Origin of the sequence: Streptomyces sp. Wb2n-11 (assembly GCF_001049855.1) — a bacterium.
Lineage (GTDB): Bacteria > Actinomycetota > Actinomycetes > Streptomycetales > Streptomycetaceae > Streptomyces > Streptomyces altiplanensis.
Genome location: NZ_CVPB01000001.1, coordinates 6,666,553 through 6,691,430, shown reverse-complemented (window position 1 = coordinate 6,691,430; position 24,878 = coordinate 6,666,553). Strand labels below are relative to the sequence as shown.

The following is a 24,878-nucleotide window of genomic DNA, read 5'->3' as shown; positions in this document are numbered from 1 at the left end:
CCGCACGCTGATGGGCGGGACGGGCGTCCGCGTAGGGCCGACCGCCGTCTTCGGGATCTGCGCCGCCTGCCGGAACGGCGGGAACACGTCTGAGCGGAACACGGCACCCCCAAATCATGCCCGGACGGCGCAACTCGGACAGTCCTCTTCACAGCCTCGCCGAAGCCGTCACCAAGGCTCCGGCACCGTCCCCATGGTGGTCACGCGCACTCCGGCAGACAGAACTATGGTGCCCCGCCACATACGCCACTGACCTGGGCGTTCCTACGGTGTGGCGACACGGAAACGTCCCCGCCAACTGTCCGGAAGTGGTACTCATGGCCGCCCCAGCATCCGCCCCACCAGCGCCCAGTTCCCTCAAGCGCATCGTCGCCGCGAGCCTCATCGGGACCACGATCGAGTGGTACGACTTCTTTCTCTACGGGTCAGCTGCCGCGCTGGTCTTCAACAAGCTCTTCTTTCCCGACTCCGACCCTCTCGTCGGGACCCTGCTGGCCTTCCTGACCTACGCGGTCGGCTTCGCCGCCAGGCCGCTCGGAGCTCTTGTCTTCGGGCATTACGGTGACCGGCTCGGCCGTAAGAAGCTGCTGGTGCTGAGCCTGCTGCTGATGGGCAGTGCCACCTTCGCCATCGGCCTGCTGCCGACGCACGCCACGATCGGCTCCGTCGCGCCCGTCCTGCTCACCGTGCTGCGGCTCGTCCAGGGCTTCGCGCTCGGTGGCGAGTGGGGCGGGGCGGTGCTGCTGGTGTCGGAGCACGGCGACGCCAAGCGGCGTGGGTTCTGGGCTTCCTGGCCGCAGACCGGGGCGCCCGCCGGGCAACTGCTCGCCACCGGGGTGCTGTCCGCGCTGACCGCGCTGCTGTCGGAGTCCGCCTTCCTCGCATGGGGCTGGCGCATACCGTTCCTGCTGTCGGGCGTACTGGTGATCGTCGGTCTGTGGATTCGTCTCTCCGTCGACGAATCCCCTGTCTTCAAGGCCGCGTTGGCCCAGGCGGAGGCCCGCAAGAGCGCCTCCGCCGCCACCGAGAAGATGCCGCTGGTCGCCGTCCTCCGTCACCACTGGCGCGATGTGCTGATCGCGATGGGCGCCCGTATGGCGGAGAACATCAGCTACTACGTCATCACCGCCTTCATCCTCGTCTACGCGACGACGAAGGCGGATCTGAGCAAGCAGACGGCGCTCAACGCGGTACTGATCGCATCGGCCGTCCACTTCGCTGTGATCCCTGTCTGGGGCGCCCTGTCGGACCGGTTCGGACGCAGGCCCGTCTACCTGCTCGGTGCGGTCGGGATCGGGCTCTGGATGTTCCCGTTCTTCATGCTCATCGACTCCAGCAGCTTCGGGAGCCTTCTCCTCGCCGTCACGGTCGGGCTGGTCTTCCACGGGGCGATGTACGCCCCGCAGGCCGCCTTCTTCTCGGAGATGTTCGCGACCCGGATGCGCTACTCGGGCGCCTCGATCGGCGCGCAGTTCTCCTCGGTCGCGGCCGGCGCCCCGGCGCCGCTGATCGCCACCGCCCTCCTCAACGACTACGGCAGCTCCACACCGATCGCCCTGTACGTCATCGCCGCCGCGCTCATCACGGTGGTCGCGATCGGATGCGCGAAGGAGACCCGGCACCGGGATCTGGCGGACATCGGGGCCGGGTCGGGCAAGGGAGAGGAAGGCCCCGCCGTACGGGCCGCCGGCGCCCGTACCGTCTGAGCGGACACGAGCGGAGCAGACACGAGCGGCAGAAGAACAGCCACGCGCGGGAACGGTCTTCGGACGTTCCCGCGCGTGGCTTTCAGCGCGTGATCGCCGACAACAGCCCGTGCAGCCGCAGCGCCAGCTGCACCTCCAGTGCCCGTTCCGGTGACTGCCAGTCCGCACCCAGCAGCCTGCCGATGCGCTCCAGGCGCTGCGCCACCGTGTTGACGTGGACGTGCAGTTCGTCCTTCGTACGGGCAGGACTCATCCCGCACGCGAAGTACGCGTCCAGGGTGCGCACCAAGTCGGTTCCCCGCCGCCGGTCGTACGCGACGACCTCGCCGATCGTGCGGCGTACGAACGCTTCGACGGCGCCGCCGGAACGGCCGTCCCCGCTGTCCGCGAGCAGCAGGCCCAGGAAGCCGAAGTCCTCGGCCGCGGCGCCTTCACCGCAGCGGCCGAGCAGCCGCAGCGCGTCGACGCAGCGGCGTGCTTCCTCGTACGCCGCCGCCACCGCGCCGGGGCGGGCCGCGGGCGCGTCCACCGGTCCCGAGGCTCCGACCGTGACGGGCTCGCGCAGGGCGCCTCCCAGGTGCTTCGCCGTCCGGCGTGCGAGGGCCGCGGCGCTGTCACCGCTGTCCAGCGGGAGCAGCAGTACGGTGCCGCCGTCGCGGGCCGCGGCGAGGCCCTGCCCGATCGCCGCCAGGTGCGAGGCCGCGGACCAGAGCCGCCTGCGGTCCGCGCTCTCCCGCTCGACGCTGGCCGTCCGCGGCGCTTCGATGCGGGCGGCGAGCACCACGTGGGAGGCGTCGAGGTCGGCGCGCAGCCGGGCGGCGCGTTCGCGCAGCAGGCGGGGGTCGCGGTCCGGGGCGTCGAGGAGGTCGTCGAGGAGTTCGCCCCGTACGCGCTGCTCGGCCTCGCCCGCCGAACGCCTGGCCAGCAGCAGCAGCGACGTCACCATGGCGGCGCGTTCGAGTGTGCGCTGGTCGACGGGGTCCAGGGCGGGGTGACCGTGCAGGACGAGCGCGCCGAGGAGTTCCCCGCCGGCCGAGACGGTGGCCACCCAGTCGTCACCGCGCCGCACCGCATGGCCGTCCGCTCCCGTCGGCTCCCCCTCAGCGTCCGTGAACTCCACCGTTCCGTCCAGTACTTCGGACACCGCGCGCGCCACGTCGTCGACGCCGCCGCCGCGCAGCACCAGTTCGGTGAGCCGGTCGTGCACGTCCGAGGCACGCTCGATGACGCCGCTGCGGTCGCGGATGATCTCGTTGGCCTTCTCCAGCTCCGCGAGCGCGGAGCGCGTCTCCGCCAGCAGGTTCGCGGTGTCGATGGCGACAGCGGCATGCGCGGCGAACGACCCGAGCAGGGCGATCTGCTCGCGCTCGAAGACGCGGGCGCGGCGGTCGGCGGCGAAGAGCACACCGATCACCTGGCTGCCGAGGGTGAGCGGTACGCCGAGGATCGCGACGAGCCCCTCGTCGCGTACGCCCGAGTCGATGGTCCAGGTGTGCTGGAAACGGGGGTCGTCGAAGTAGCTCTCGGTCGCGTAGGGGCGGGCGGTCTGGGCGACCAGCCCGCCGAGCCCCTCCCCCATGCCGAGGCGCAGCTGCTGGAAGCGCGCCGACACCGACCCTTCGGTGACCCGCATGTACGTGTCGCCCGCCACCGGGTCGTTGAGGCTCAGATACGCGACCTCCGTGCCGAGCAGCGACCGCGCCCGCTGCACGATCGCCGCCAGTACGGCGTCCAGATCGCGCAGCCCGGCGAGGTCGTGGGCGGTCTCGTAGAGCGCGGACAGCTCGGCCTCGCGGCGCCGCCGCCCCTCCAGTTCGGCACGTACCCGCAGCGCGTGGAGCTTCGCGGTTTCGAGCGCGGCGAGTGCCTCGGGCGTCGCGCCGTCCGCACGGGCCACCAGCACGGGCCGCTCGTAGGCGTCGGCGGCGGCCCCGCGCGCGAGGAGCTCCAGGTACGGGGTTTCGCTGCCGCTCTGTGGCTGGTCGTGGGACATGGGCACACTCAACCAGCTAGTGAGCGGTCCAGCCGCCGTCGAGGGGCAGCGAGATTCCCGTGATGAACGACGCCTGGGGGCCGCACAGGTACGCCACGGCCTCGGCGACCTCGTCCGGTTCGAGGAGGCGCTTGAGCGCGGAGTCCTTGAGCAGTACGTCGGCGAGTACGCGCTCCTCCGGCAGCCCGTGGAGGACGGCCTGGTCGGCGATCTGCCGCTCGACGAGCGGGGTGCGGACGTACCCGGGGCTGACGCAGTTCGATGTGACGCCGTGCTCGGCGCCTTCGAGCGCCGCGGTCTTGGAGAGCCCTTCGAGGCCGTGCTTGGCGGCGACGTACGCCGACTTGTACGCGGAGGCGCGCAGCCCGTGCACGGAGGAGATGTTGACGATGCGCCCCCAGCCCTGCCCGTACATGTGCGGCAGCGCTCCCCGGATCAGCCGGAACGGCGCTTCGAGCATCACGGTCAGGACGGTGTGGAAGACGTCCGGGGGGAACTCCTCGATGGCGCGGACCAGCTGCAGTCCGGCGTTGTTCACCAGGATGTCCGTGCCCGCCGCCACCTGCTCCGCCGCGTCGAGGTCGGTGAGGTCCAGGGTCCGCGGCTCCACCGTGCCCGCCAGGCCCCGTGCCTGCCCGGTGAGGGTGCGGAGCCCTTCCGCGTCCCGGTCCACGGCTCTGACCTTGGCGCCGGCAGCCGCGAGCCGCAGCGCGCAGGCGCGGCCGATGCCGCCCGCCGCGCCGGTGACGAGCGCGGTACGGCCTCCGAGGCCGGGTCCGGGTACGTGCGGTGAGGGTGTGGTGGGCGCGGTCATAACCACGACACTAAGCAGCGCCCACCACACCACCCATGTGGTCACGACCCATACTTCAGAACTGCGTGGTGGGCTCGAACCATGTGGGTTCGTCGGTGACGGCCTGCTTGATCCTCAGGAGAGAGAACTCGCTGAGGTCCGGGAGCGCATCCACCGGGAACCAGGCCACGTCCAGCGACTCGTCGTCGTTGACGCGCGCCTCGCCTCCGACCGCCCGGCACCGGAACGTGATGTCCATGTACTGGCACCGGTCGCCGTTCGGGTACTCGACCGGCTTCAGGGCCTGTACCAGAACGACGCGTTCCGCCACGCACTCCACGGCGGTCTCCTCGTACACCTCCCGCACGGCCGTCACCGCAGGCTGCTCCCCCGGGTCGGGGATGCCGCCGATGACCGACCACTTCCCGGTGTCGGTGCGGCGTCCGAGCAGCACTCTGCCCGCCTCGTCGAAGACGATGGCGCTGACGCCCGGCAGGAAGAGGAGCTGGTGACCCGCGGTGGCCCGGAGCTCGCGGATGAATTCGGGAGTTGCCATGGTCCGACCCTAACGGGGCGTTTCCGGGACGGAACTCACCCGGAACCCACCCGGACTCACTCCGACGTGCGCCGGCGGGCCCGCACGCCACGGAGGACGGCCCACCCGAGACCGGCTCCGGCGAGCACCACCAGCACGCCCTCGGGGAGCGCGCCGAGGCGCGTCGCGGGGGTCAGCGAGGAGCGCAGCGGCACCTCGGCGACCAGGGCGTCCGGCGTGAACATCCGCGTCTTCCGCACGACCTCGCCGTCCGGCCGGATGACGGCACTGACCCCGCTGGTCACGGGAACGACGACGGCCCGGCTGTGCTCGACCGCCCGCACCCGCGACATCGCGAGCTGCTGGTACGTCATCTCGCTGCGTCCGAAGGTGGCGTTGTTGCTGGGTACGGTGATGAGCTGGGCCCCGCCCGTGACGGTGTCCCGCACCGCCCAGTCGAAGGCCGCCTCGTAGCAGGTGGCGAGCCCGACCTTGGTGCCGGCGAGGTCGAAGACGCCCACCTTGTCGCCGGGGCCGAAGTCCCTGCGGACGCGGTCGACGTCGGAGCTGAAGAGCCGCACGAAGGAACGCATCGGGATGTACTCGCCGAACGGCTGGACGTGCCGCTTGTCGTACGTCGCGACAGGGCCGCGCTCCGGGTCCCACTCGATCAGGGTGTTGCGCAGCTTGCCCCTGTCCGGTGTGAGCACCGCTCCGACGACCGTCGGGGCGCCGATCGCGCGCACGGCGCGGTCGATCACCGTGCGGGCGTCGCTGTTGCGGTAGGGGTCGAGGTCGGAGGAGTTCTCCGGCCACAGGACGAAGTCGGGCCGGGGCACCTTGCCGGCCTCGACGTCCTCGGCGAGCTCTTCCGTACGCCGTGCGTGGTTGTCCAGCACCGCGCGGCGCTGGGCGTTGAAGTCGAGGCCCAGCCGCGGCACGTTGCCCTGGACCGCGGCGGCCGTCGCGGTGCCGTCCTGCGCGGAGTTGTCGACGAGCGGCAGGGCGGCCAGGGCGGCCGTGACCGGTACGACGACGCTCAGTGCCGCAAGGGCCGCTCCTCCGCGCGGTGTCCGGCGGGTCGAGCGGTACGTGTGGAGCTGCCGCAGCGCTTCGTGGAGTCCGAAGCCGCACAGCACGACCGCGAAACCGAGGACGGGCGTGCCGCCGACCGCCGCGAGCGGCAGGAAGACGCTGTCCGCCTGGCCGAAGGCGATCTTGCCCCAGGGGAAGCCGCCGAACGGTACGCGCGCGCGTGCCGCCTCGCCGAGGACCCACACGGCGGCGCCCCACACCGGCCAGAGCGGCAGCCGGGTCACCAGGGCGATACCGGCGCAGCACACGGCGACGAACAGGGCCTCGGCGGCGGCGAGCGCGAGCCACGGCACCGGGCCCACCTCTTCTCCCGTCCAGCTGAGCAGCGGCAGCAGGAAGCCGAGACCGGCGAGGAGGCCGAGACCGAGGGCGGCCCGGGCCCGCCGCCCGTGCAGACACCACCCGAGCAGGGCGAAGCCCGGCAGCACCAGCCACCACAGCGGGCGGGGCGGGAAGCTGGCGTACAGCAGCAGACCGGAGAGTACGGCGGCCACGGGGGCCGCGAGCCGGGTCAGCATGCTTCTCCCGCGCGAGGGGGCATCGGAGTGCGGGGCCAGCTGTTCTGCGGGCTGGTCCACGGCGGTGGGGGCGGCGCTCACCCAGCGGAGTCTACGGTGGCCGGGCGGGGTCCGGAGAGGGCGGCCTCGGCAGCTGAGGCAACGTTCCCGCGCAACCCGTACACACATCACCGCGGAGGGCGGAACGGGGGGCTGCGCGGAGGACGGCGCGGCCGCTGTGGGCCCGAAGACGCGGGCGCGCAGCCGTCAGCCGTAGAACCCACCCGGCGGTTCCTCCCCGGTTACGGGCTCCGGTTACGGGGTCTTGCTGGTCGCGGCGGCGCGCAGGCGCGCGCGGATGACGCGTACCGCCGTTTCCGCGTCGTCGACGGTCACCGTGAAGATCCGGCCGTCACCGAGGCGCAGGACGACTCCCTCGCCCCTGCGGACGATCACGGCCATCCCCTTCTCGGGGCGCCAGCGGTAGCCCCAGCCGCCCCACTGCCGTGGCGTGATGCTCGGATCGAATTCCACGCCCATCACATGAGCGAGCGGGATGCGCCGACGGGGCAGGCCCATGTGGCCGCAGCGCACCTCGAACGTCTCGCTGTCGACCTTGACCGCCACATGAACGAAAGCGACGGTCCCGAACAGGATGAGCAGGCCGGCCGCCAGGCAGCCCACGACCGACATCAGCAGCGGAACGCTCCAGGGAGAGCCGAAGGCCAGCTGGATACCGAGCGCGAGGCAGCCGCCGCCGGCGACCGCGAGCAGCCACTGCGCGCGGTTGGTCGCACGGCCGCTCCATATCACGGGAGTGGGCTCTTTTCCGCGCGCCTTGCCGGAGGAGTGGTCACTCATACGATCAGCGTACTCACGTTCCGCGTTCGGGGCAGCGCCGGACCGGCCCCGGCCCGGCGGTGGTCAGCGCGCGGCGTCGACCGTGTCGAGCAGACGGCCTTCGGCGTACGCGAGGGCGGGGCCGGGCAGCGCGGAGTGCCGGCCGCTGAGCAGCACGGTGAGGCCGGCGCCCGGCGCGGCCGCGGGGGCGGGCTGCGCGCCGATGCGGCGCAGCGCCTGGGCGGCCACGGCTTCGGCGGATCCGTGGAGCACGACGGGCGGCAGACCGTGCGGCCGGACGGCGGTACGGATGCGTTCGGCGACCAGTTCGTAATGGGTGCAGCCCAGGACGACGGCCCTCACCTCGCGGGGGGTGAGGGCGGCGGCCGCGGCGACGGCCCGGTCGACGGCCTCTTCGTCGGCCTGCTGCACAGCGTCGGCGAGACCCGGGCAGGGCACTTCGGTGACGTCGACACCGTCGGCGAACTCACGGATGAGGCCGCGCTGGTAGGGGCTGCCGGTCGTGGCGGGGGTGGCCCAGATGGCGACGGGGCCGCCGCCCGCGGCGGCCGGCTTGATCGCGGGCACGGTGCCGATGACCGGGATGCCGGGCTCCAGCTCCGCGCGGAGGGCGGGCAGAGCGTGCACGGAAGCGGTGTTGCAGGCCACGATCAGCGCGTCGGGCCGGTGTGCGGCGGCGGCCCGCGCCACGGCGAGCGCGTGTTCGGTGACATCGGCCGGCGTACGCGGCCCCCAGGGCATGCCGTCGGGGTCGGAGGAGAGGACCAGATCGGCGTCGGGCCGCAGCCGACGTACCGCGGCGGCCGCCGCGAGCAGGCCGATTCCCGAGTCCATGAGCGCGATCTTCACCCGGTCACCATAGTCGACCGCCCTCGCGGCGGCTCCGGGGTGGGGCAGACTGCGGCGGATGAGCGCCGTTGCCTGGATTGCCGTGGGATCACTGGCCGCGTGGGTGTGGCTGCTGCTGGGCCGGGGTTTCTTCTGGCGTACGGACCAGCGGCTGCCGCGGCGCGAGGAGCCCGACGGGTGGCCGGATGTCGCCGTCGTCGTCCCGGCGCGCGACGAGGCCGAGGTACTGCCCGTGAGCCTGCCGTCGCTCCTCGCGCAGGACTATCCGGGACGTGCGGAGGTCTTTCTCGTCGACGACGGCAGCGAGGACGGTACGGGAGCGCTGGCGCGGGAGCTGGCCGACCTGCACGGCGGACTGCCGCTGACCGTGGTCTCACCCGGCGCCCCGGAGCCGGGCTGGACCGGAAAGCTCTGGGCCCTGCGGCACGGCATCGCGCTGGCCCGCGCGCGGGGACCCGGCAGCGAACCCGAGTACCTGCTCCTCACGGACGCCGACATCGCACACGCCCCGGGCAGTCTGCGCGAACTGGTGGCCGCGGCCGGCGCCAACGGTCTCGACCTGGTCTCCCAGATGGCGCGGCTGCGCGTCGTCAGTGGGTGGGAGCGGCTGGTCGTTCCCGCGTTCGTCTACTTCTTCGCGCAGCTCTATCCGTTCCGGTGGGTCAACAGGGCGGGGGCGCGGACGGCGGCCGCCGCGGGCGGCTGTGTGCTGCTGCGGACCGGGGCCGCGGCACGCGCGCGCGTGCCCGACTCGATCCGGCAGGCGGTGATCGACGACGTGTCGCTCGCCGGAGCCGTGCAGCGCGGTGGGGGCAGGATCTGGCTGGGGCTCGCCGAGCGGGTGGACAGCGTGCGCCCGTATCCGCGCCTGGGGGATCTGTGGCGGATGGTCTCCCGCAGTGCGTACGCCCAGCTGCGGCACAGCCCGTCGCTGCTCGCGGGAACGGTCGCGGGGCTCGCGCTGGTGTATCTCGCTCCCCCGCTCACGCTGTGCGCCGGTCTGCTGTCGGTCGACGGCGTGGCGGCCCGGGCCGGCGGCCTGGCCTGGGCGGTGATGACCGCCACGTACCTTCCTGTACTGCGCTACTACCGGCAGCCGCTGTGGCTCGCCCCGGCGCTGCCGTTCACCGCGGTCCTCTATCTGCTGATGACCGTCGATTCCGCCGTGCAGCACTACCGGGGGCGGGGCGCGGCCTGGAAGGGGCGTACGTACCCCCGCCCCGAAACCGCACCGGAGCGCTGACCGGTCCCCACGCCTGCCGCCGGGCCTCGCCGGCCGCCGGGACCCGCGCAGACTCCGGGACCGTCACTTCCTTCCGGGCGTCCAGTTCATGCCCCACCCGTAGGCGTGGTCGATGGTGCGCTGCGGGCTGACGCCGCGCTCCGGTACGAGGTAGCGCGCTTCGCGGCGCACGGTCAGATCGCCGCCCTCGTTGGTGATGAGGGCGAGCGCGGCGACCGTGGACGGCACGGTGCACTCGTCGAGCGAGAAGTCGACGGGGGCGCCGTGCTGCGGTGTGAGCGTGACCGTGGCGTGCAGGTCGGCGAAGGAACGCGCCCCTTCGTAGACGGCGACGAAGATGATGACGCGGTGGAGCTCGTCCTTGTGGTCGAGGTTGATGGTCAGGTTCTCGCCCGTCCTCACGGAACCGGTGCGGTCGTCGCCGTCCAGGTGGATGTACGGCGGCTGGTGCAGCGAGCCGAAGGCGTTGCCGAGGGCCTGGACGACTCCCTTGCGCCCGTCGGTGAGTTCGTAGAGGGCGCACAGGTCGAGGTCGAGGTCGCCGTGCAGGGCCATGGCCCTGCCGAGCTTGGCGCCCCATCCCTTGAACTGCTTGCGCACCTCCCAGTTGAGGTTCACGCGCATCGTGCCCGTGGTACCGCCCTGCTTGGCGAGGGAGACGACCGGGGATTCCTTGGTCAGCGTGACTTTGGTGAGGCGTACGGGAGCGGAGGGCGGGGCCGCCGGGGCCGGGGCCGCGATCGGAGCCGGGACCGAGGCCGGGACCGGGATCGAGGCCGGGGCCTGCTGCTGGGGCTCGTCGACGCTGATGCCGAAGTCCCTCGCCAGACCCTCCAGGCCGCTGTCGTATCCCTGTCCCACGGCGCGGAACTTCCAGGCGCCCTGCCGCCGGTAGAGCTCACCGAGGACGAAAGCCGTTTCGACGCTCGCGTCCTGGCTGTCGAAACGCGCGATCTCGGTACCGTTCACGGCGTCCAGCACACGTACGTACAGTCCCGGCACCTGTCCGAAGTTGCCGCCGTCCGCCGAGGCCGCCACCACCACGGTCTCCACCGCGGCCTCCACGCGCGCGAGATCGACGGAGAGCGTGTCCGTCACGCTGTGCCCGGACGCCCTCTTCCCTTCGTGCCGGACCGCGCCCGAGACGTGGGCGGGTTCGTTGTAGAAGACGAAGTCCGCGTCGGAGCGGACCTTTCCCGACACCAGCAGGAGGGCCGAAGCGTCGACGTCCGGTGCACCGGGGCCTGAACGCCATCCCAATTCGACGCGCACAGCCTGTGCCGGCACCGGCACATTGGTTCCTTTAAGCATGGACATGATCGCCCCCATCACGGGTCCGAGTGTCTGAGGATCTACGTACGGCCAACCTATTCCTCTGCGCTCCACAGGCCCTCCTGCGGCAGCCCGAAGATCACCTGGCAACCCCGGGTAACCCATGGCCAATGCACCCTTTACATGATCCCGACACCGCGCGGCGACCATTTTTCCCAAGTTCGCTCGTATTGGGGTTCCGTCCTCACTCGCAACTCGTAAAACAACCCTCTTATCCGGCTCCCCAACCAGAACATCTTCGGCTTAACTTAGGTGTCATGAGCTCCCCCCGCGCCACCTACGGCGGCGGTTACTCCCCCGCCCCGTCCTTCACGGACACCCCGATCTACGACTCCCTCGTCGCAGAGCGGGGTACGCCCCAGATCGCTCCCATCCGGGTGCCTTCCGCGTACGACACCGGAAACAGCTATCTGCCGGCTCTCCCGGCGGCGCTTCCCGCGCTTCCTTCGGCACCTTCCCACTACGCTCCCGCCCCTTCGTACGGCTATCCGCAACAGGCCGCGCCCCAGCCGGCGCCGCTCCAGTACGCGCCCGCGCCGTACATCCCGCAGCAGGCCACGGGCCCCCGTGGTTACCCGGGTCCGCAGCAGTACCAGCAGCAGCCGCGCCAGCCCGCCGCCACCGGGTACGAGGCCATGCGCCCCGCGGCGCCGCGCCCGGTGCCCACGGCCACGCCGTACGACGACCCGTACAACCACCAGTACCAGAGCCGGGGGTACTGACCGGCCGCACGACTGTCCGACCCGGCTGGCAGGATTGGCCGCATGCCGAATTCACTTCTCCACGCGGTCCATGTCTACCCGGTCAAGTCGGTGGCAGGGTGTGCGCCGAACGAAGTGAAGGTCGAGCCGTGGGGTCCGGCCGGGGACCGCAGGTGGATGCTGGTCGACCCGGCCGGCAGGGTGGTCACGCAGCGTCCGCAGCCACATCTCGCCCTGGCGCGGGCCGAACTCCTGCCCGGCGGCGGGGTACGGCTGTCCGCGCCCGGCCGCGAGGCGCTGAGTGTCGCCGTGCCCGAGCCGGCGGCCACCACGGTGGTGCACATCTGGAAGGACAAGGTCGAGGCGGTCGAGGCGGACGCGGGGGCACACGCCTGGTTCAGCGACTACCTGGGCACCGAAGTGCGTCTTGTCCATCTCGACGACCCGGCACGCCGCCGCCCCGTCGACCCCGGCTACGCGAAGCCCGGCGAGACCGTGAGCTTCGCCGACGGCTTCCCCCTGCTGGTCACCACTCTGGCCTCCCTCGACGCCCTCAACTCGCTCGTCGCGCAGGGCGACCACCCCGACGAGGGACCACTCCCGATGAGCCGTTTCCGGCCGAACGTCGTCCTGGACGGCACCGCCCCCTGGGCGGAGGACGGCTGGCGGCGGATCGCGATCGGCGAGGTCACCTTCCGCGTCGCCAAGCCCTGCGGCCGCTGTGTCGTCACCACCACGGACCAGCGGACGGCGGAGCGCGGCAAGGAGCCCCTGCGTACGCTCGCCCGGCACCGCCGCTCGGGCGACCAGCTGATCTTCGGGCAGAATCTCGTGCCGGAAGGTACCGGGACCCTCCGGGTCGGTGATCCCGTCAGAATCCTCGGGCAGAACCTCGTGTAGGACCTCGTGGCCGTGGGAACCCGCCGGGCCGACAGGCGCGTTGAGGGGGCGGGCACGGAAGGGGAAGGGGGTGCGGGACTGTGCGGGCAGCAGCCGGTGTATGGCGCTGGCGGGGCAATCCGCTGTGCCGTACGACCGATCTCGTCGAGGCATGGGTGGCCTTCGCCACCGTGCTGCTGATCGTCTTCGCCGCGCCCGCCGCGGGCTGGCTGTGCGGCACGCTCACCCATGCGGCACTGCGGGAGTCGGTGCGCGTGCAGCACGAGCAGCGCCACCGGACGACGGCCCTCGTCGTCCGGGCCGCGCCCGGTCCGGCCGTCATCGCCGACCCCGAGGTCTCCTCGGAGCGCGCGGCCCACACCCGGGTGGTGGCCAACTGGAAGGCGCCCGACGGCAGTCGCCGCACCGGGACGGTGTCCACCTCCCCGCGAGCCGCACAGCCGGGCGACCGCTTCCCGGTCTGGACGGACGAACAGGGCGAGGTGGTCGGGCGCCCCATGGACGGCGTCACGGCCTCCACCCACGCCACCCTCGCGGGCATCGGCGCGGCGGCGGCGACAGCGGCGTTCCTCGAGGGCGGCAGGCGCCTGTTCGTATGGCGGCTCGTGCTGCGCCGGTACACCCGGCTCGACCGGGCGTGGGCCGAGGCCGGTCCCGACTGGGGACGGACGGGTACGGGCAGCTGAACCACGGCTGACCGGTCAACTCGCCGCCCTCCCGCGCGCTACGGTGGAGCGGCCAGATCGTCAGCACAAGGTGGGGGCACAGCAACGCCATGGCACAGGGCACGGTCCAGGTGACGCACACCGGCACATCGCGGTGGCGGCGCCGCACAGGCGAATACGCCTCCCTCGCCGCAGCCCTGGAGGCCGCGGGGGACGGTGACGTGCTCACCGTCGCTCCCGGTACGTACCGGGAGAACCTCGTCGTCCAGCGCGCCGTGACCCTGCGCGGCCCCGAGGGAACGGTCGGTTCGGTCCGTATCGCCCCCGTGGACGGTGTGGCACTGACCGTGCGCGCCTCCGCCGTCCTCCAGGACCTGCACGTCGAGGGGCAGGACGCGGCCTCCCCCGCCCTGCTCGTCGAGGACGGCACCCCCGAACTCGTCGGCCTGCGCATCGTGACCCGCTCCGCCGTCGGCATAGAGGTGCGCGGCGCGGCCCGGCCGACCGTGCGCCGCTGCACCGTGGACAACCCGGCGGGCGTCGGCATCGGCGTACTGGAGGGCGCGGGCGGGCTGTTCGAGGAGTGCGAGGTGGTAGCGGCCGGCCAGTCGGGCGTCTCGGTGCGCGGCGGCGCGCACCCGCGTCTGGAGCGCTGCCGCATCCACCACACCTCGGGCTCGGGCCTCTCCGTGAACGGCGAGGGCAGCGGCCTGGAGGCCGTCGGATGCGAGGTGTACGAGGTCAAGGGCAGCGGCGTGCAGGTCGCCGCCCGGGGATCGGCCCACCTGACCGACTGCACGGTGCACCGCACTTCGGCCGACGGCGTCACCCTCGACACCGATGCCGTGCTGACGCTCTCCGACTGCGACATCCACGACATCCCGGAGAACGCGATCGATCTGCGTTCGCGCGCGGTCCTCACGCTCACCCGCTCCACGGTGCGCCGGTTCGGCCGCAACGGGCTGTCCGTCTGGGACCCCGGCACGCGTGTGGACGCCAACCAGTGCGAGATCCACGACAGTACGGGCGACTATCCGGCCGTCTGGATCAGCGACGGCGCGACCGCCGTCCTGGAGGCCTGCCGGGTGCACGACGTCCCCGACGCGCTCTTCGTCCTCGACCGCGGCTCGCGCGTCGATGTCGTCGACAGTGACCTGTCCCAGGTCCGCAACACGGCGGTCTCGGTGAGTGACGGCGCGACCGCGCAGCTCGACGACTGCCGGATCCGCGAGACGGCGACCGGCGCGTGGTTCCGCGACCACGGCAGTGGCGGAACGCTCTCCGGCTGCACCATCGACGGGGCGCAGACCGGCGTCATCGTCACCAAGGGCGCCGACCCGCGCGTGGAGCGCTGCACGGTCACCTCGCCCGCCGAAGCGGGTTTCTACGTCTCCGCGGAGGGCCGCGGCACCTTTCACGGCTGCCGGGTGACGGGAAGCAGCGGCTACGGCTTCCACGTGATCGACGGCTGCCGTACGACGCTGACCCGCTGCCGCACGGAGCGCTGCGCGCGCGGCGGTTACGAGTTCGCCGAGGACGGCCCGCTCGTCGAGGACTGCACCAGCGACGAGAGCGGCGTACGGGCCCCGGCGCCCGAGGTCCCCGCCGCGCTGACCGCGACGCAGACCACCGGACTGCTCGGCGCGGTCCCCGGACAGCACGCCACAGAGCCCGTGGCCGCCCCTCTCGCGGACGCGGAGCCGGTCCGTACGCCGAAGGCGGTGCTCGGTGAACTGGACGCGCTGGTGGGCCTGGAGAGCGTCAAGCGCGAGGTGCGCGCCCTCACCGACATGATCGAGATCGGCCGGCGCCGTCAGGAGGCCGGGCTCAAGGCCGCCTCGGTCCGCCGCCATCTGGTCTTCACCGGTTCCCCCGGCACCGGAAAGACCACGGTCGCGCGGCTGTACGGCGAGATCCTGGCCTCGCTCGCGGTGCTGGAGCGCGGTCATCTCGTCGAGGTGTCGCGGGTGGACCTGGTGGGCGAGCACATCGGCTCGACGGCGATCCGTACCCAGGAGGCGTTCGACCGGGCGCGCGGCGGTGTGCTGTTCATCGACGAGGCGTACGCGCTGTCCCCCGAGGACTCCGGGCGCGACTTCGGCAAGGAGGCCATCGACACGCTGGTGAAGCTGATGGAGGACCACCGGGAGGCGGTCGTCGTGATCGTCGCCGGGTACACGGCGGAGATGGAGCGCTTCCTGAACGTCAACCCCGGTGTGGCGTCCCGTTTCTCACGCACGATCACCTTCTCCGACTACGAACCGGATGAGCTGCTGCGGATCGTCGAGCAGCAGGCCGAGGAGCACGAGTACCGGCTCGGTACGGGAACGGGCGAAGCGCTTCTCAAGTACTTCACGGCGCTGCCCAAGGGACCCGCGTTCGGCAACGGCCGCACCGCGCGCCAGACCTTCGAGTCGATGGTGGAGCGGCACGCGGGACGGGTCGCCCGGCTCACCGAGATGAACACGGACGACCTGACCTTCCTCTACCCCGAGGACCTGCCGGAACTTCCCTGATCCAGCGGGGCGTCCGGCCGCTGCCGGGGCACCGCGGACGGCGGCAGCCGGTCGAGCAGCGCGGCCCTCTCCCGGTCGAACTCGGGATCCGCCTGGTAGTCGGAATGCCCCAGCACGGGAGCGGGCAACGGCTGTTCCCTGGTGCGTCCGTAAGCGAGCGGGTCCTGGAGCGCGGCCCGGTCCACTTCGGGCCCCCGGTCGCCCCCCTTGACGCGTACCGGGCCGCCGATGGGGTCGGTACGGCGCCACAGGTTGCGCCAGCAGTGCACCTCGCCGCTCAGGGCCTCCAGGCAGGCGGTGCCGAAGAACGCCGGGAACCAGCGTCCGTACAGCCGCTCCAGCGGTGATCCGTACGTGAGCAGCGCCACCCGGCGCCTGGCGCGCAGCGGCAGTTGCCAGACGGCGGCCGCCGCCAGCACGCTGCCCTGCGAGTGGCCGGAGATGACGAGCCGCCCGCCGGTGCGGTCGGTCCAGCCGGCCATGCGCCAGGTCAGGTCGGGGACGGCCCGCTCGGCGTAGCAGGGCGGCGCGAAGGGGTGGGCGGCGCGCGGCCAGAAGGTGCCGACGTCCCAGAGGATGCCGATGGTGCGGCGGGCCGCGGGGTCGCGGTAGGCGCGGCGGCCCCAGGTGACGAACAGTATGAAGCCGACGCCGATCAGCCAGGAGCCGAGTGCCTGCGCGGCCTGCGCCGCCGACGCGACGAAGTCGGGGGCGCCCGCCGCGGCCCTGCCCGGCACCTTCCCGGTCGTCCAGGCGCCGACGAGCGCGGCGGCTCCCAGCAGCAGGGTGGCGCCCGAGACGACCCCGAGGATCGCGGGGGCCCGGTCGGTGAGCGCGGCCATGGCGCGGGTGCGGGCGATGCGGCGGGTGCGCACGGAGTCGGGTTCGGCGTCCGGGTACTCCGCCTCGATCCCGTCGGACATCGCCCGCCGGGCGCGCCGGGTGCGCACGGCGAGGAAGGCGCCGAGTACCAGCAGGAGCACCAGCAGGGGCGGGATGACGGAGGCCTGCCAGGTCAGCAGCACGGGGGGGCCCACGATGACGCCGCCGGACTCCCCCGGTGTGCCCGCTCCGTCGAGCCAGTCGGCGACGCGCTGGGCGACGCCGCCGGTCATGACGCCGCCGAGCGCGCAGGCGAGCATGGCGACGGCGGGGCCGCCGAGTCCGCGCATCACCGTACGGGCGTCGGGCGCCCGCCGGAACATGGTGAGCGCGACGGCGGCGAGCACGACGATCAGCGCGCCCTGGACCAGGACGATGATGCCGAAGGCACGGTCGCCGGGGAGCCGGCCCTCGGAGACCCAGCCGGGGCGGGACCAGGCGGTGTACAGCACGGTCAGGGCCAGCAGGACGAGCGCGGAGCCGGGCAGCAGGGTGACGGCGGCCCGGTCGAGCTTCAGGTCGAGGCGGCTTTCGCAGCGGCCCCTGCGGCAGACCACCCAGACCACCACGGCGGCCCCCGCGAGCAGGGCCAGTTCGAGCGCCCGGCCGGTCGCTTCCAGGAGCGGGCCCGAGGCCCGGCGGTCGTGGCGGGCCCCGGCCACGGCGAGGGCGGCGGCGACGGTGAGGAAACCGGCGGCGGTGTGGGCGGCGCGGAGCCGGGCGACGAGGCGGCGGCCGTACCAGAAGCCGGGCATGCCGAGGACGGGGCGGGCCGTCGGCTCGTCGAGGTCGTGCTCGGCGCCGGCGGGCAGGGGGCGCTGGGACTCGTACGCGCTCCAGGTGCGGTGGGACAGGTACCAGAGGAGGCCGGTCAGCGCGGCGGGCACGACGGCGGCCAGGGCGAGGCGCCGGCCCGGCTGGGCCCACCAGCCGCCCCGCTCGGGAGACAGGAAGCCGAGCCACGACTTGTCGCCGGAGCAGCGGGAGGAGCCCGCGCACTGCCATGCGGTGAGGTCGAGCGCCACCTCGCAGGCCGCGGCGATCAGCAGCACGGTGAGGCTGAGGGCCAGGAGCCGCACGAGCACGCCGTACATGCGCACGGTCCTGGTGAGGCCGCGGGTGGTGGGCTGCATCCAGTGGGTGAGGTTGGCGACCATGAAGGGCAGCAGGAGCAGCCACAGCGCGCGGGCGCCGTTGCCGGAGGTGAGGTTGCACCAGACGTATGCCTCGGGGACCGGCCGGTCGCGGGGGCCGCCGTCCGGATCTCCCGGGCGCAGTTCCGCTTCGGCGTCCTCGGTACGGCGGTACACGGCGGCGGTCTCGTCGCCGGTGACACGGACCGTACGCGGGTCGCCGAGCATCTCCTGGGGGTGGTGCCGCCGACTCCGTGGACCAGGAGTTCGAGCGCGGCTCCGCTGTCGTCGCGAGGCGGTGTCGGTGTGACACGGGGCACTTCTGTGGCTCGCTCTCGTGGTGGGAGGATCGGGAGGATCGTCTTCCGCGCACGGTGCGGCGTGGCGCGGCGTCCAAGGATCCCGGATCACGGGCGGCCGCCGCACCGGTCTCGCCGAATCTCACCGAATCTCCCCGAGGTCCGGCCGCCGCGCACCCGTGCGAGGATGAACGGCCCTCATGCCTGTACTGCCGTACGAAGGGACCGGACCGACCGTGACCGACAGTCAGAACCTGCTCGCGGAGCAGCGCCGTGCCTTGATCCTCGACGAGGTCAGGCGGCGCGGCGGTGTCCGGGTCCAAGAGCTGACCAGGAGGCTCAACGTCTCCGACATGACGGTCCGCCGGGACCTGGACGCGCTGGCGCGGCAGGGTGTGGTCGAGAAGGTGCACGGCGGTGCGGTGCCGGTGGTCGAGGCCAGTACGCACGAGCCGGGCTTCGAGGCCAAGTCGGGCCTGGAGCCGGACGCCAAGGAGGCCATCGCGCGGACGGCCGCCGCGATGGCGGTGCCCGGCAGCGCGATCGCGCTGTCCGGGGGTACCACGACGTACGCGCTGGCCCGGCACCTGCTGGAAGTGCCGGATCTGACGGTGGTGACCAATTCGGTGCGGGTCGCCGACGTGTTCCACACCGCTCAGCGCGCGGGCGGCGGGAGCGGGCCGCGCCCCGGCTCGGCCACGGTGGTGCTCACCGGCGGCGTACGGACGCCGTCGGACTCACTGGTGGGTCCGGTCGCCGACCAGGCGATCCGCTCGCTCCACTTCGACGTGCTCTTCCTCGGGGTGCACGGGATCTCGGCCGAGGCGGGGCTCTCCACGCCGAATCTGGCGGAGGCGGAGACGAACCGGCGGCTGGTGCGGTCCGCGCGCCGGGTGGTCGTGGTCGCGGACCACACCAAGTGGGGCACGGTGGGGCTGAGTTCGTTCGCGACGCTCGAGGAGGTCGACACCCTGGTGACGGACGGCGGTCTGTCCGCCCGGACCCGTGGGGAGATCACGGAGCATCTCCCGGGTCTGGTGGTCGCGGGCGAGTCCCCGGACACCGCGGGCGTCTGAGGGACCGCCGACGGCCGGAGCGTGCGCCCGGGCCTGCACCGGAACGTTCAGCACGGCCAGGTGCCGCTGGCCAGGAACTGGTCGATCGCGGCGCTGTACGGAGCGATGTCCAGGCCCTGTTCGGCGAGCCAGGCGTCCGAGTAGTACTTGTCGAGGTAGCGGTCGCCGGGGTCGCAGATCAGCGTCACGACACTGCCCTTGCGCCCCTCGGCGACCATTCCCGCGACGATCTTCAGCGCGCTCCACAGTCCGGTGCCGGTGGAACCGCCCGCCTTGCGGCCGATGGCCCCGTCCAGCGCCCGTACGGCCGCCACGCTCGCCGCGTCCGGGACCTTCATCATGCGGTCGACGGCGCCGGGCACGAAGCTCGGCTCCATGCGGGGCCTGCCGATGCCCTCGATGCGCGAACCGCAGTCGCTCGTGGCGAGCGGGTCGCCGTTGGTCCAGCCGTCGAAGAAGCAGGAGTTCTCCGGATCGGGTACGCAGATACGGGTGTCGTACTGCATGTAATGGACGTAGCGCGCGATGGTCGCCGAGGTGCCGCCCGTCCCGGCCGTCGCGACGATCCAGGCCGGTTCCGGATACCGCTCCAGCCTCAGCTGCTGGTAGACGGATTCGGCGATGTTGTTGTTGCCGCGCCAGTCGGTGGCCCGTTCCGCATAGGTGAACTGGTCCATGTAGTGGCCGCCGGTCCGGGCCGCGAGGGCGGCCGACTCCTCGTACATCTTCCGCGAGTCGTCGACGAAGTGGCACTGCCCGCCGTGGAACTCGATCAGCCGGATCTTCTCGGGGCTGGTGGTGCGGGGCATCACCGCGACGAAGGGCACGCCGATCAGCTTCGCGAAGTACGCCTCCGAGACGGCGGTCGAGCCGCTCGACGCCTCGATCACGGGCTTGCCGGGCCTGATCCAGCCGTTGCACAGGCCGTAGAGGAAGAGCGAGCGGGCGAGCCGGTGTTTGAGGCTGCCGGTCGGGTGGGTCGACTCGTCCTTGAGGTACAGGTCGATCTCCCATTCCTGGGGCAGCGGGAAGCGCAGCAGGTGCGTGTCCGCGGAGCGGTTGGCGTCCGCCTGGACCTTACGGACGGCCTCCTTCAGCCAGGCCCGGTACTCCGGATCGCTGCGGTCCACGTCGATGGTCGCCACGGCGTTGCCGGTACGTGCCTGGTCAGCGGTGCTCATGTGGGCCACTCCTTGTCATAGCGTCCCCCGGGGCAGCTGGTTTCCGCTCCGGGAACTCCGGTCCCCCAGTTGGCACTTTATGCCTCTCACCTGCACAAACGTTGACTTTGGGCAGCCATAGGGATGGCTTGTGGGGCGGGGCCGGGCGGTACGGCGCGGAAGTGGCTCACGGTCTCGCGCCCCGCCGGCCGGTCACCGAGGGACTCTGGTGCGCGGGCCCGGGTTTGTGCAGACTGCCCATCAGGAAACCGTGCGAAGGGGGCGAAGTGACATGGCGGAGCCCGAGTTCAACGCTACGGGCGTACGGATAGGGCGTTGGCCCCGCTCACTGACCAAGGCCGGCCAGGTACTGGTCCAGAACGGCAGGCTGGTCCTGCTGACGAGCAACGGCCGGGAGATCGACAGCGCGCCGCTGGGCTCCGTGACCGCGGAGAAGCCCTGGTACGCCGGGGACGACAGCACGGTGGCGAGGGTCAACGGCACCCGGTACCGGCTCACCATGGGGCAGCAGGGCCACACCAAGGACGGTGAGGAGCTGGCCGGGCAGTTCCTGGATGCGGTCCGCGGCGCGCGGAGCGCACGCGGCGTACGGGACGCGCGGGATTGATGACATGCGAGTTGCGCGGCGGCACCACCTGGGTAACCCTGGTCTCACATCACTCAGGGTGCAGCGGCGGTTACGCTGAGAACCAGCCCCGCCGGACCAGACAGCAGACAGCCACTGCTGGATCCGTTCTCCGTCTTCTTCCGGACCTATTCGGGGAGTCGCAGCCGTGATCAGCGAGCCAAGCAGGCACTGCACGGTGGAGCTCCAGGCCCTGCCGTCGCGGATCGGCCAGGTCCGCAGAATCGTATCGGCGCAATTGCGCTACTGGCATCTCGATTCCTTGATAGAGCCGGCGGCGCTCGGCGTCACCGAACTGCTGGCCAACGTCCACCGGCACGCAGAGCCGGACAAGAGGTGCACCGTGGAGATCGAGCTGCTGCTCGACCGCCTGACGGTGTCCGTCCACGACCACGATCCGCGCCCGCCCACGGTCCGTGAGGCCGGCGCGTCCGAGACGAGCGGGCGCGGTCTCGCTCTGATCGAGGCGGTCAGCGAAAGCTGGGGCGTGCGCCCGCGGGGCGACGCCGGGAAGGTCGTGTGGTTCACGCTGCCCACGCCGTTCCCCGCCGCGACGCTGCCGGAGCGTCCCGTGCGCGGGGCGACGACCGACGGACCGCTCCCGCGCACCGGGGCCGATCCCGAAGCCGCCCCTTCGACGCACGTACCCGCCGTCCGGCCCGCCGCAGTGGGCTGACCGGCCGTACCGCGTGGTGATACCACGCGGTACGGCCGAACTGCCCGTCCAGGACGGAGAGCCGGCGCCAGTACTCCTCCTCGTCGGTCCCACCGGAGGCGAAGCGGCGGCCGGGCATCGCGATCGGCGGGCTCTCGCCGTACGGCGCCCGCTCCTGCCCGGGTCCGCGTCGCCCGGTCCCTCCGTGCCATACGCCGGTGCGGCGCAACACGGTGACGACGCCGAGGACGACGACCGCCCAGGGCAGCGGGAAGAGGAGGATCCGCGGGCCGGGTCCTTCGTGCGCCAGGGTGTTCATATCGGGTCGGCTCCTCGCTGTTCGTCTCGTCGTGCGTCTCGTCGTGCGGTGCTACGAGCGTCGCTCCGGGAGGGGGGCCCGGTCGTCGTACGGCCGGCGGCAGCGCGCGGGTGCGGGCCAGGGCAGCATGTACCACCACTTCACGGGCAAGCCGGACCTGGCGCTGGCCGCGATCCGGCGTACGGCCGAGGAGATGCGGGCCGCGGCCGAGAGGGGGCTGGGCGGTGACGGGCCGGCGTACGGGCGGATCTCGGCGTATCTGCTGCGCGAGCGCGACGTGCTGCGCGGCTGTCCCGTCGGGCGGCTGACGATGGATCCGGACGTCATCGCCGACGACGCGCTGCGGGCGCCGGTCGACGAGACCCTCGACTGGCTGCGCGGGCGGCTCGCCGGACTCGTCGAAGGGGGGGTGGCGGCCGCCGTGGCCATCGACCCCCGGCACTGGGAGGTGCTGCACTTCGCGCTCTGGGCACAGGACGCCCCGAAGGAGGCCGGCGACCCCTTCCGGGCGCTGCACCTGTCCGCGCCGGAACGCGCCGGGCTCGGTCGGGGCAGGCAGGGGCGAGCTTCGTCCGCACCGTCCCGGGGGACGTTCCCGCGACCGGGCTGGGCGTCCGCGACGCCCAGGACCCTCCTCTTTCTGCGTACGCCTCGGTTGTCCGGCCGGGAACTCGACGACACGGAGGCGGCGCGAGCCCGGTCCGACGTCTTCCGGCGGTCCGGCGGCCGACCGGTCGGTCGGTCGTGCAAACGCGGCGCGCGTTCGGGGCCGAGTGGCTCAGCGGCTGATCCGGCGTCCCGCGAACCGGTCGAGTGCTCCGATCACCAGTGCCCGCATCGTCTCGCTGCCCTTGTGCCCCGCGTCCTCGACGAGGGTCAGCTCCGCGTCCGGCCAGACCCGGGCGAGTTCCCAGGCGGTGCCGTACGGGCTGCTGAGGTCGTGGCGGCCGTGGAGCAGTACGCCCGGGATGCCGGCCAGCCGTCCCGCGTCGCGCAGCAACTGCCCTTCGTCCAGCCAGGCCCCGTGGGCGAAGTAGTGGGAGGCGAGGCGCACCAGCGCGGTGCGGGCGGCGTCGGGGAGGCCGCCGTAGGGGTGGGCGCCGCCGCTCGGCTCCAGGGAGAGCACCGCGTCCTCCCAGGCGCACCAGTCGGCGGTCGCCCTGGCCCGTACGTCCGGGTCGGGGTCCGAGACGAGCCGTGCGTACGCCGCGACGAGGTCGCCGTCGCGGGCGTTCCCGGGAACGCCCGCCCGCAGCCGCTCCCACGCCTCGGGGAAGAACCGTGCGACGCCCCGGTAGAGCCAGTCGATCTCCGAGCGGCGGGTCGTGGTGACACCGGAGATGACGATCTCCGAGACGCGGTCCGGAGGGGCCTCGGCGTAGGCGAGGATCAGCGTGGAACCCCAGGATCCGCCGAAGAGCAGCCAGCGGTCGATGCCCAGGTGTTCCCTCAGCCGTTCCATGTCGCGGACCAGCTGGTGGGTGGTGTTGTGGGTGAGGTCGGTGGCGGGGTCGCTCGCGTGCGGCGTGCTGCGGCCGCATCCGCGCTGGTCGAAGAGGACGGTCCGGTAGCGCTCCGGGTCGAAGGAGCGGCGTACGCCGGGGGCGCAGCCGGAGCCGGGGCCGCCGTGGACGACGAGCGCGGGCTTGCCCCCGGGATTGCCGCAGACCTCCCAGTGGACGAGGTTGCCGTGGCCGACGTCGAGCATGCCCTGGTCGTAGGGGTCGATGGGCGGATAGCGGCCGGTCACGCCGTTCCCTTCGCGCTCGCGAGCGCGGCGAGCGGATCGTCGAGCACCGGCTGCCACGCCAGCTCGGCCGCTCCCACGAGGCTGTTGTGGTCGAGCGCGCACGGCAGGATGGGTACGCCGCCGCTGCGTCCCCAGAGGCTGCGGTCGGCGACCACGGCGCGCAGCCGTTCCGGGTCGGCGTCGAACAGTTCGCGGTGGAGGCCGCCGAGGATGATGCGGTCGGGATTGAGGATGTTGACGAGTCCGGCGAGGCCGAGTCCGAGGCGGTCGACGAGCTCCTCGCAGGCTCTGCGGACCGCGGGGTCGTCGTACTTCCCGCGCAGCAGTTCGCGGGACTGCTGGAGCAGCGGGACCTCGGGCCCCGGGGGGCGGCCGGCCGCGGTGAGGAAGGCCAGCGGGTCGGTCTCGACGTCGAGGCAGCCGCGGCCGCCGCAGTAGCAGGGGCGGCCGTCGGGGTTGACCGTGAGGTGGCCGACTTCGAGGGCGAGGCCCGAACTGCCGGTGTGCAGGCGGCCGTCGACGACCAGTGCGCCGCCGACGCCCCGGTGGCCGGTGGCGACGCAGAGGAGGTGCTGGGCGCCGCGTCCCGCTCCGTGGCGGTGTTCGGCGAGTGCGGCGAGGTTGACGTCGTTGCCGGCGAAGGCGGGGCCCGTGATGCCCGCCGCGCGTACCTGTTCGGCGAAGATGTCGCGGACCGGGGAGCCCGCGGGCCACGCGAGGTGCAGCGGGTTGAGGGCGGTGCCTTCCGGTTCGGCGACGGCCGACGGCACGGCGAGGCCCGCGCCGACGCAGCGACGGCCGCTCTCGCGCAGCAGTCCGGCGCCGGCCTCGACCGCCGCCCCGATGACCTGCGCCGGGTCGGCGGAGACCGTCTCGCAGCCGGGCGCGGTCGCGACGGTCCGGCCGCCGAGGCCGACGAGCGCCGCGCGGTAGCCGTCGGCGTGGATCTGCGCGGCAAGGACGACGGGGCCCGAGTCGTTGACGGCCAGCCGGTGCGAGGGGCGGCCCTGCGAGCCGGCCGCCGCGCCCGGCCGGGAGTCGACCTGGATCAGCCCCAGGGACTCCAGTTCGGCGGCGACCGCGCCGGCGGTGGCCCTGGTGACGCCGAGTTCGGCGGTGAGGACGGCACGGGTCGGCGCCCGTCCTGTGTGCACCAGTTCCAGAGCGGGCCCGAGCGCGCTCCGGCCCCTCTCCAGCCTCGTTCTGATGGTGGTCGCCTTCCCGTTCATGGGGGCGAGTCTCCCATGCCGGGAAAGATCGTCCGGGCCCGGC

General features: G+C 72.6%; 19 protein-coding genes and 3 pseudogenes. 10 read left to right on the top strand and 12 right to left on the bottom strand.

From position 1 onward, the window contains the following. Positions 1-317 precede the first annotated feature (317 nt). A complete protein-coding gene (locus BN1555_RS30600; RefSeq protein ID WP_176710179.1) occupies positions 318-1,706 on the top strand; it encodes an MFS transporter in 1,389 nt (462 codons plus the stop codon). Positions 1,707-1,788: 82 nt separating this feature from the next. On the opposite strand, the gene BN1555_RS30595 is transcribed toward BN1555_RS30600, so the two are convergent. From BN1555_RS30595 to BN1555_RS30570, 6 genes are all read right to left on the bottom strand, one after another. Continuing rightward, entirely contained in the window at positions 1,789-3,699 is a 1,911-nt protein-coding gene (locus tag BN1555_RS30595) for a helix-turn-helix domain-containing protein (protein ID WP_093802377.1), read from the bottom strand. A gap of 16 nt (positions 3,700-3,715) precedes the next feature. Beyond that, positions 3,716-4,513 carry a 3-hydroxybutyrate dehydrogenase gene (locus tag BN1555_RS30590; RefSeq protein ID WP_093802376.1) on the bottom strand — a complete coding sequence of 266 codons (798 nt, stop codon included), beginning with the start codon at positions 4,511-4,513 and terminating at the stop codon, positions 3,716-3,718. Between the two features lie 55 nt (positions 4,514-4,568). Then, positions 4,569-5,048 (bottom strand): NUDIX hydrolase, encoded by a 480-nt coding sequence (locus tag BN1555_RS30585; protein ID WP_093802375.1) that lies wholly within the window; start codon positions 5,046-5,048, stop codon positions 4,569-4,571. Between the two features lie 56 nt (positions 5,049-5,104). Beyond that, positions 5,105-6,640: an apolipoprotein N-acyltransferase gene (gene lnt, locus BN1555_RS30580; protein ID WP_093802374.1), complete on the bottom strand. Its 1,536-nt coding sequence runs from the start codon at positions 6,638-6,640 to the stop codon at positions 5,105-5,107. Between the two features lie 294 nt (positions 6,641-6,934). After that, positions 6,935-7,480, bottom strand: a complete 546-nt coding sequence (locus tag BN1555_RS30575) for a hypothetical protein (RefSeq protein ID WP_093802373.1) — start codon at positions 7,478-7,480, stop codon at positions 6,935-6,937. Positions 7,481-7,543: 63 nt separating this feature from the next. Further along, a complete protein-coding gene (locus tag BN1555_RS30570; RefSeq protein WP_176710178.1) occupies positions 7,544-8,329 on the bottom strand; it encodes a glutamate racemase in 786 nt (261 codons plus the stop codon). 58 nt (positions 8,330-8,387) lie between these two features. Between BN1555_RS30570 and BN1555_RS30565 the strand changes: the two genes are divergently transcribed. After that, positions 8,388-9,572, top strand: coding sequence for a glycosyltransferase (locus BN1555_RS30565; protein ID WP_093802372.1), 1,185 nt, complete (start codon positions 8,388-8,390; stop codon positions 9,570-9,572). 63 nt (positions 9,573-9,635) lie between these two features. On the opposite strand, the gene BN1555_RS30560 is transcribed toward BN1555_RS30565, so the two are convergent. Further along, the gene (locus BN1555_RS30560) at positions 9,636-10,901 is read right to left on the bottom strand and encodes a TerD family protein (RefSeq protein WP_093802371.1); all 1,266 of its coding nucleotides are present in this window, start codon (positions 10,899-10,901) and stop codon (positions 9,636-9,638) included. A gap of 260 nt (positions 10,902-11,161) precedes the next feature. On the opposite strand from BN1555_RS30560, the gene BN1555_RS30555 reads away from it, so the two are divergent. The 4 genes from BN1555_RS30555 (at position 11,162) to BN1555_RS30540 (ending at position 15,686) form a co-directional block, all read left to right on the top strand. Continuing rightward, entirely contained in the window at positions 11,162-11,626 is a 465-nt protein-coding gene (locus BN1555_RS30555) for a DUF6643 family protein (RefSeq protein WP_093802370.1), read from the top strand. 42 nt (positions 11,627-11,668) lie between these two features. Beyond that, positions 11,669-12,505 (top strand): MOSC domain-containing protein, encoded by an 837-nt coding sequence (locus tag BN1555_RS30550; RefSeq protein ID WP_093802369.1) that lies wholly within the window; start codon positions 11,669-11,671, stop codon positions 12,503-12,505. Positions 12,506-12,585: 80 nt separating this feature from the next. Next, the gene (locus BN1555_RS30545; RefSeq protein WP_093802367.1) at positions 12,586-13,191 is read left to right on the top strand and encodes an Rv1733c family protein; all 606 of its coding nucleotides are present in this window, start codon (positions 12,586-12,588) and stop codon (positions 13,189-13,191) included. A gap of 89 nt (positions 13,192-13,280) precedes the next feature. Continuing rightward, a complete protein-coding gene (locus tag BN1555_RS30540; protein ID WP_093802366.1) occupies positions 13,281-15,686 on the top strand; it encodes a right-handed parallel beta-helix repeat-containing protein in 2,406 nt (801 codons plus the stop codon). Here BN1555_RS30540 and BN1555_RS30535 read toward each other — a convergent pair. Beyond that, positions 15,656-18,021: pseudogene (locus tag BN1555_RS30535) on the bottom strand (hypothetical protein). The gene BN1555_RS30540 and the pseudogene BN1555_RS30535 sit on opposite strands and share 31 nt — an antisense overlap. A 215-nt stretch (positions 18,022-18,236) precedes the next feature. Between BN1555_RS30535 and BN1555_RS30530 the strand changes: the two are divergent. Next, complete coding sequence (locus tag BN1555_RS30530) at positions 18,237-19,076, top strand: DeoR/GlpR family DNA-binding transcription regulator (protein WP_093803760.1); 840 nt, start codon at positions 18,237-18,239, stop codon at positions 19,074-19,076. A gap of 47 nt (positions 19,077-19,123) precedes the next feature. Here BN1555_RS30530 and BN1555_RS30525 read toward each other — a convergent pair whose 3' ends face one another. Next, positions 19,124-20,257: an L-cysteine desulfhydrase Cds1 gene (locus BN1555_RS30525; protein ID WP_093802365.1), complete on the bottom strand. Its 1,134-nt coding sequence runs from the start codon at positions 20,255-20,257 to the stop codon at positions 19,124-19,126. A gap of 271 nt (positions 20,258-20,528) precedes the next feature. Between BN1555_RS30525 and BN1555_RS30520 the strand changes: the two genes are divergently transcribed. Continuing rightward, positions 20,529-20,864: a hypothetical protein gene (locus BN1555_RS30520; protein WP_093802364.1), complete on the top strand. Its 336-nt coding sequence runs from the start codon at positions 20,529-20,531 to the stop codon at positions 20,862-20,864. 166 nt (positions 20,865-21,030) lie between these two features. Continuing rightward, the gene (locus BN1555_RS30515) at positions 21,031-21,558 is read left to right on the top strand and encodes an ATP-binding protein (RefSeq protein WP_176710177.1); all 528 of its coding nucleotides are present in this window, start codon (positions 21,031-21,033) and stop codon (positions 21,556-21,558) included. A 25-nt stretch (positions 21,559-21,583) separates the two neighbouring features. On the opposite strand, the pseudogene BN1555_RS40785 reads toward BN1555_RS30515, so the two are convergent. Then, positions 21,584-21,856, bottom strand: a pseudogene (locus BN1555_RS40785) (SHOCT domain-containing protein); the annotation flags it as partial. A 97-nt stretch (positions 21,857-21,953) separates the two neighbouring features. Between BN1555_RS40785 and BN1555_RS40780 the strand changes: the two are divergent. Continuing rightward, positions 21,954-22,259, top strand: a pseudogene (locus BN1555_RS40780) (TetR/AcrR family transcriptional regulator); the annotation flags it as partial. Positions 22,260-22,634: 375 nt separating this feature from the next. Here the strand turns inward: BN1555_RS40780 and pip are convergent. Continuing rightward, complete coding sequence (gene pip / locus BN1555_RS30500; RefSeq protein ID WP_093802361.1) at positions 22,635-23,606, bottom strand: prolyl aminopeptidase; 972 nt, start codon at positions 23,604-23,606, stop codon at positions 22,635-22,637. Then, complete coding sequence (locus BN1555_RS30495) at positions 23,603-24,835, bottom strand: ROK family protein (RefSeq protein WP_093802359.1); 1,233 nt, start codon at positions 24,833-24,835, stop codon at positions 23,603-23,605. The genes pip and BN1555_RS30495 overlap by 4 nt, the downstream gene beginning before the upstream one ends. Positions 24,836-24,878: the final 43 nt, after the last annotated feature.

Bases quoted from the DNA above. Each gene is read 5' to 3' on its own strand.
- BN1555_RS30600 (WP_176710179.1), top strand. From the start codon at position 318: ATGGCCGCCCCAGCATCCGCCCCACCAGCGCCCAGTTCCCTCAAGCGC.
- BN1555_RS30595 (WP_093802377.1), bottom strand. From the start codon at position 3,699: ATGTCCCACGACCAGCCACAGAGCGGCAGCGAAACCCCGTACCTGGAG.
- BN1555_RS30590 (WP_093802376.1), bottom strand. From the start codon at position 4,513: ATGACCGCGCCCACCACACCCTCACCGCACGTACCCGGACCCGGCCTC.
- BN1555_RS30585 (WP_093802375.1), bottom strand. From the start codon at position 5,048: ATGGCAACTCCCGAATTCATCCGCGAGCTCCGGGCCACCGCGGGTCAC.
- lnt (WP_093802374.1), bottom strand. From the start codon at position 6,640: ATGCTGACCCGGCTCGCGGCCCCCGTGGCCGCCGTACTCTCCGGTCTG.
- BN1555_RS30575 (WP_093802373.1), bottom strand. From the start codon at position 7,480: ATGAGTGACCACTCCTCCGGCAAGGCGCGCGGAAAAGAGCCCACTCCC.
- BN1555_RS30565 (WP_093802372.1), top strand. From the start codon at position 8,388: ATGAGCGCCGTTGCCTGGATTGCCGTGGGATCACTGGCCGCGTGGGTG.
- BN1555_RS30560 (WP_093802371.1), bottom strand. From the start codon at position 10,901: ATGGGGGCGATCATGTCCATGCTTAAAGGAACCAATGTGCCGGTGCCG.
- BN1555_RS30555 (WP_093802370.1), top strand. From the start codon at position 11,162: ATGAGCTCCCCCCGCGCCACCTACGGCGGCGGTTACTCCCCCGCCCCG.
- BN1555_RS30550 (WP_093802369.1), top strand. From the start codon at position 11,669: ATGCCGAATTCACTTCTCCACGCGGTCCATGTCTACCCGGTCAAGTCG.
- BN1555_RS30540 (WP_093802366.1), top strand. From the start codon at position 13,281: ATGGCACAGGGCACGGTCCAGGTGACGCACACCGGCACATCGCGGTGG.
- BN1555_RS30525 (WP_093802365.1), bottom strand. From the start codon at position 20,257: ATGAGCACCGCTGACCAGGCACGTACCGGCAACGCCGTGGCGACCATC.
- BN1555_RS30520 (WP_093802364.1), top strand. From the start codon at position 20,529: ATGGCGGAGCCCGAGTTCAACGCTACGGGCGTACGGATAGGGCGTTGG.
- BN1555_RS30495 (WP_093802359.1), bottom strand. From the start codon at position 24,835: ATGAACGGGAAGGCGACCACCATCAGAACGAGGCTGGAGAGGGGCCGG.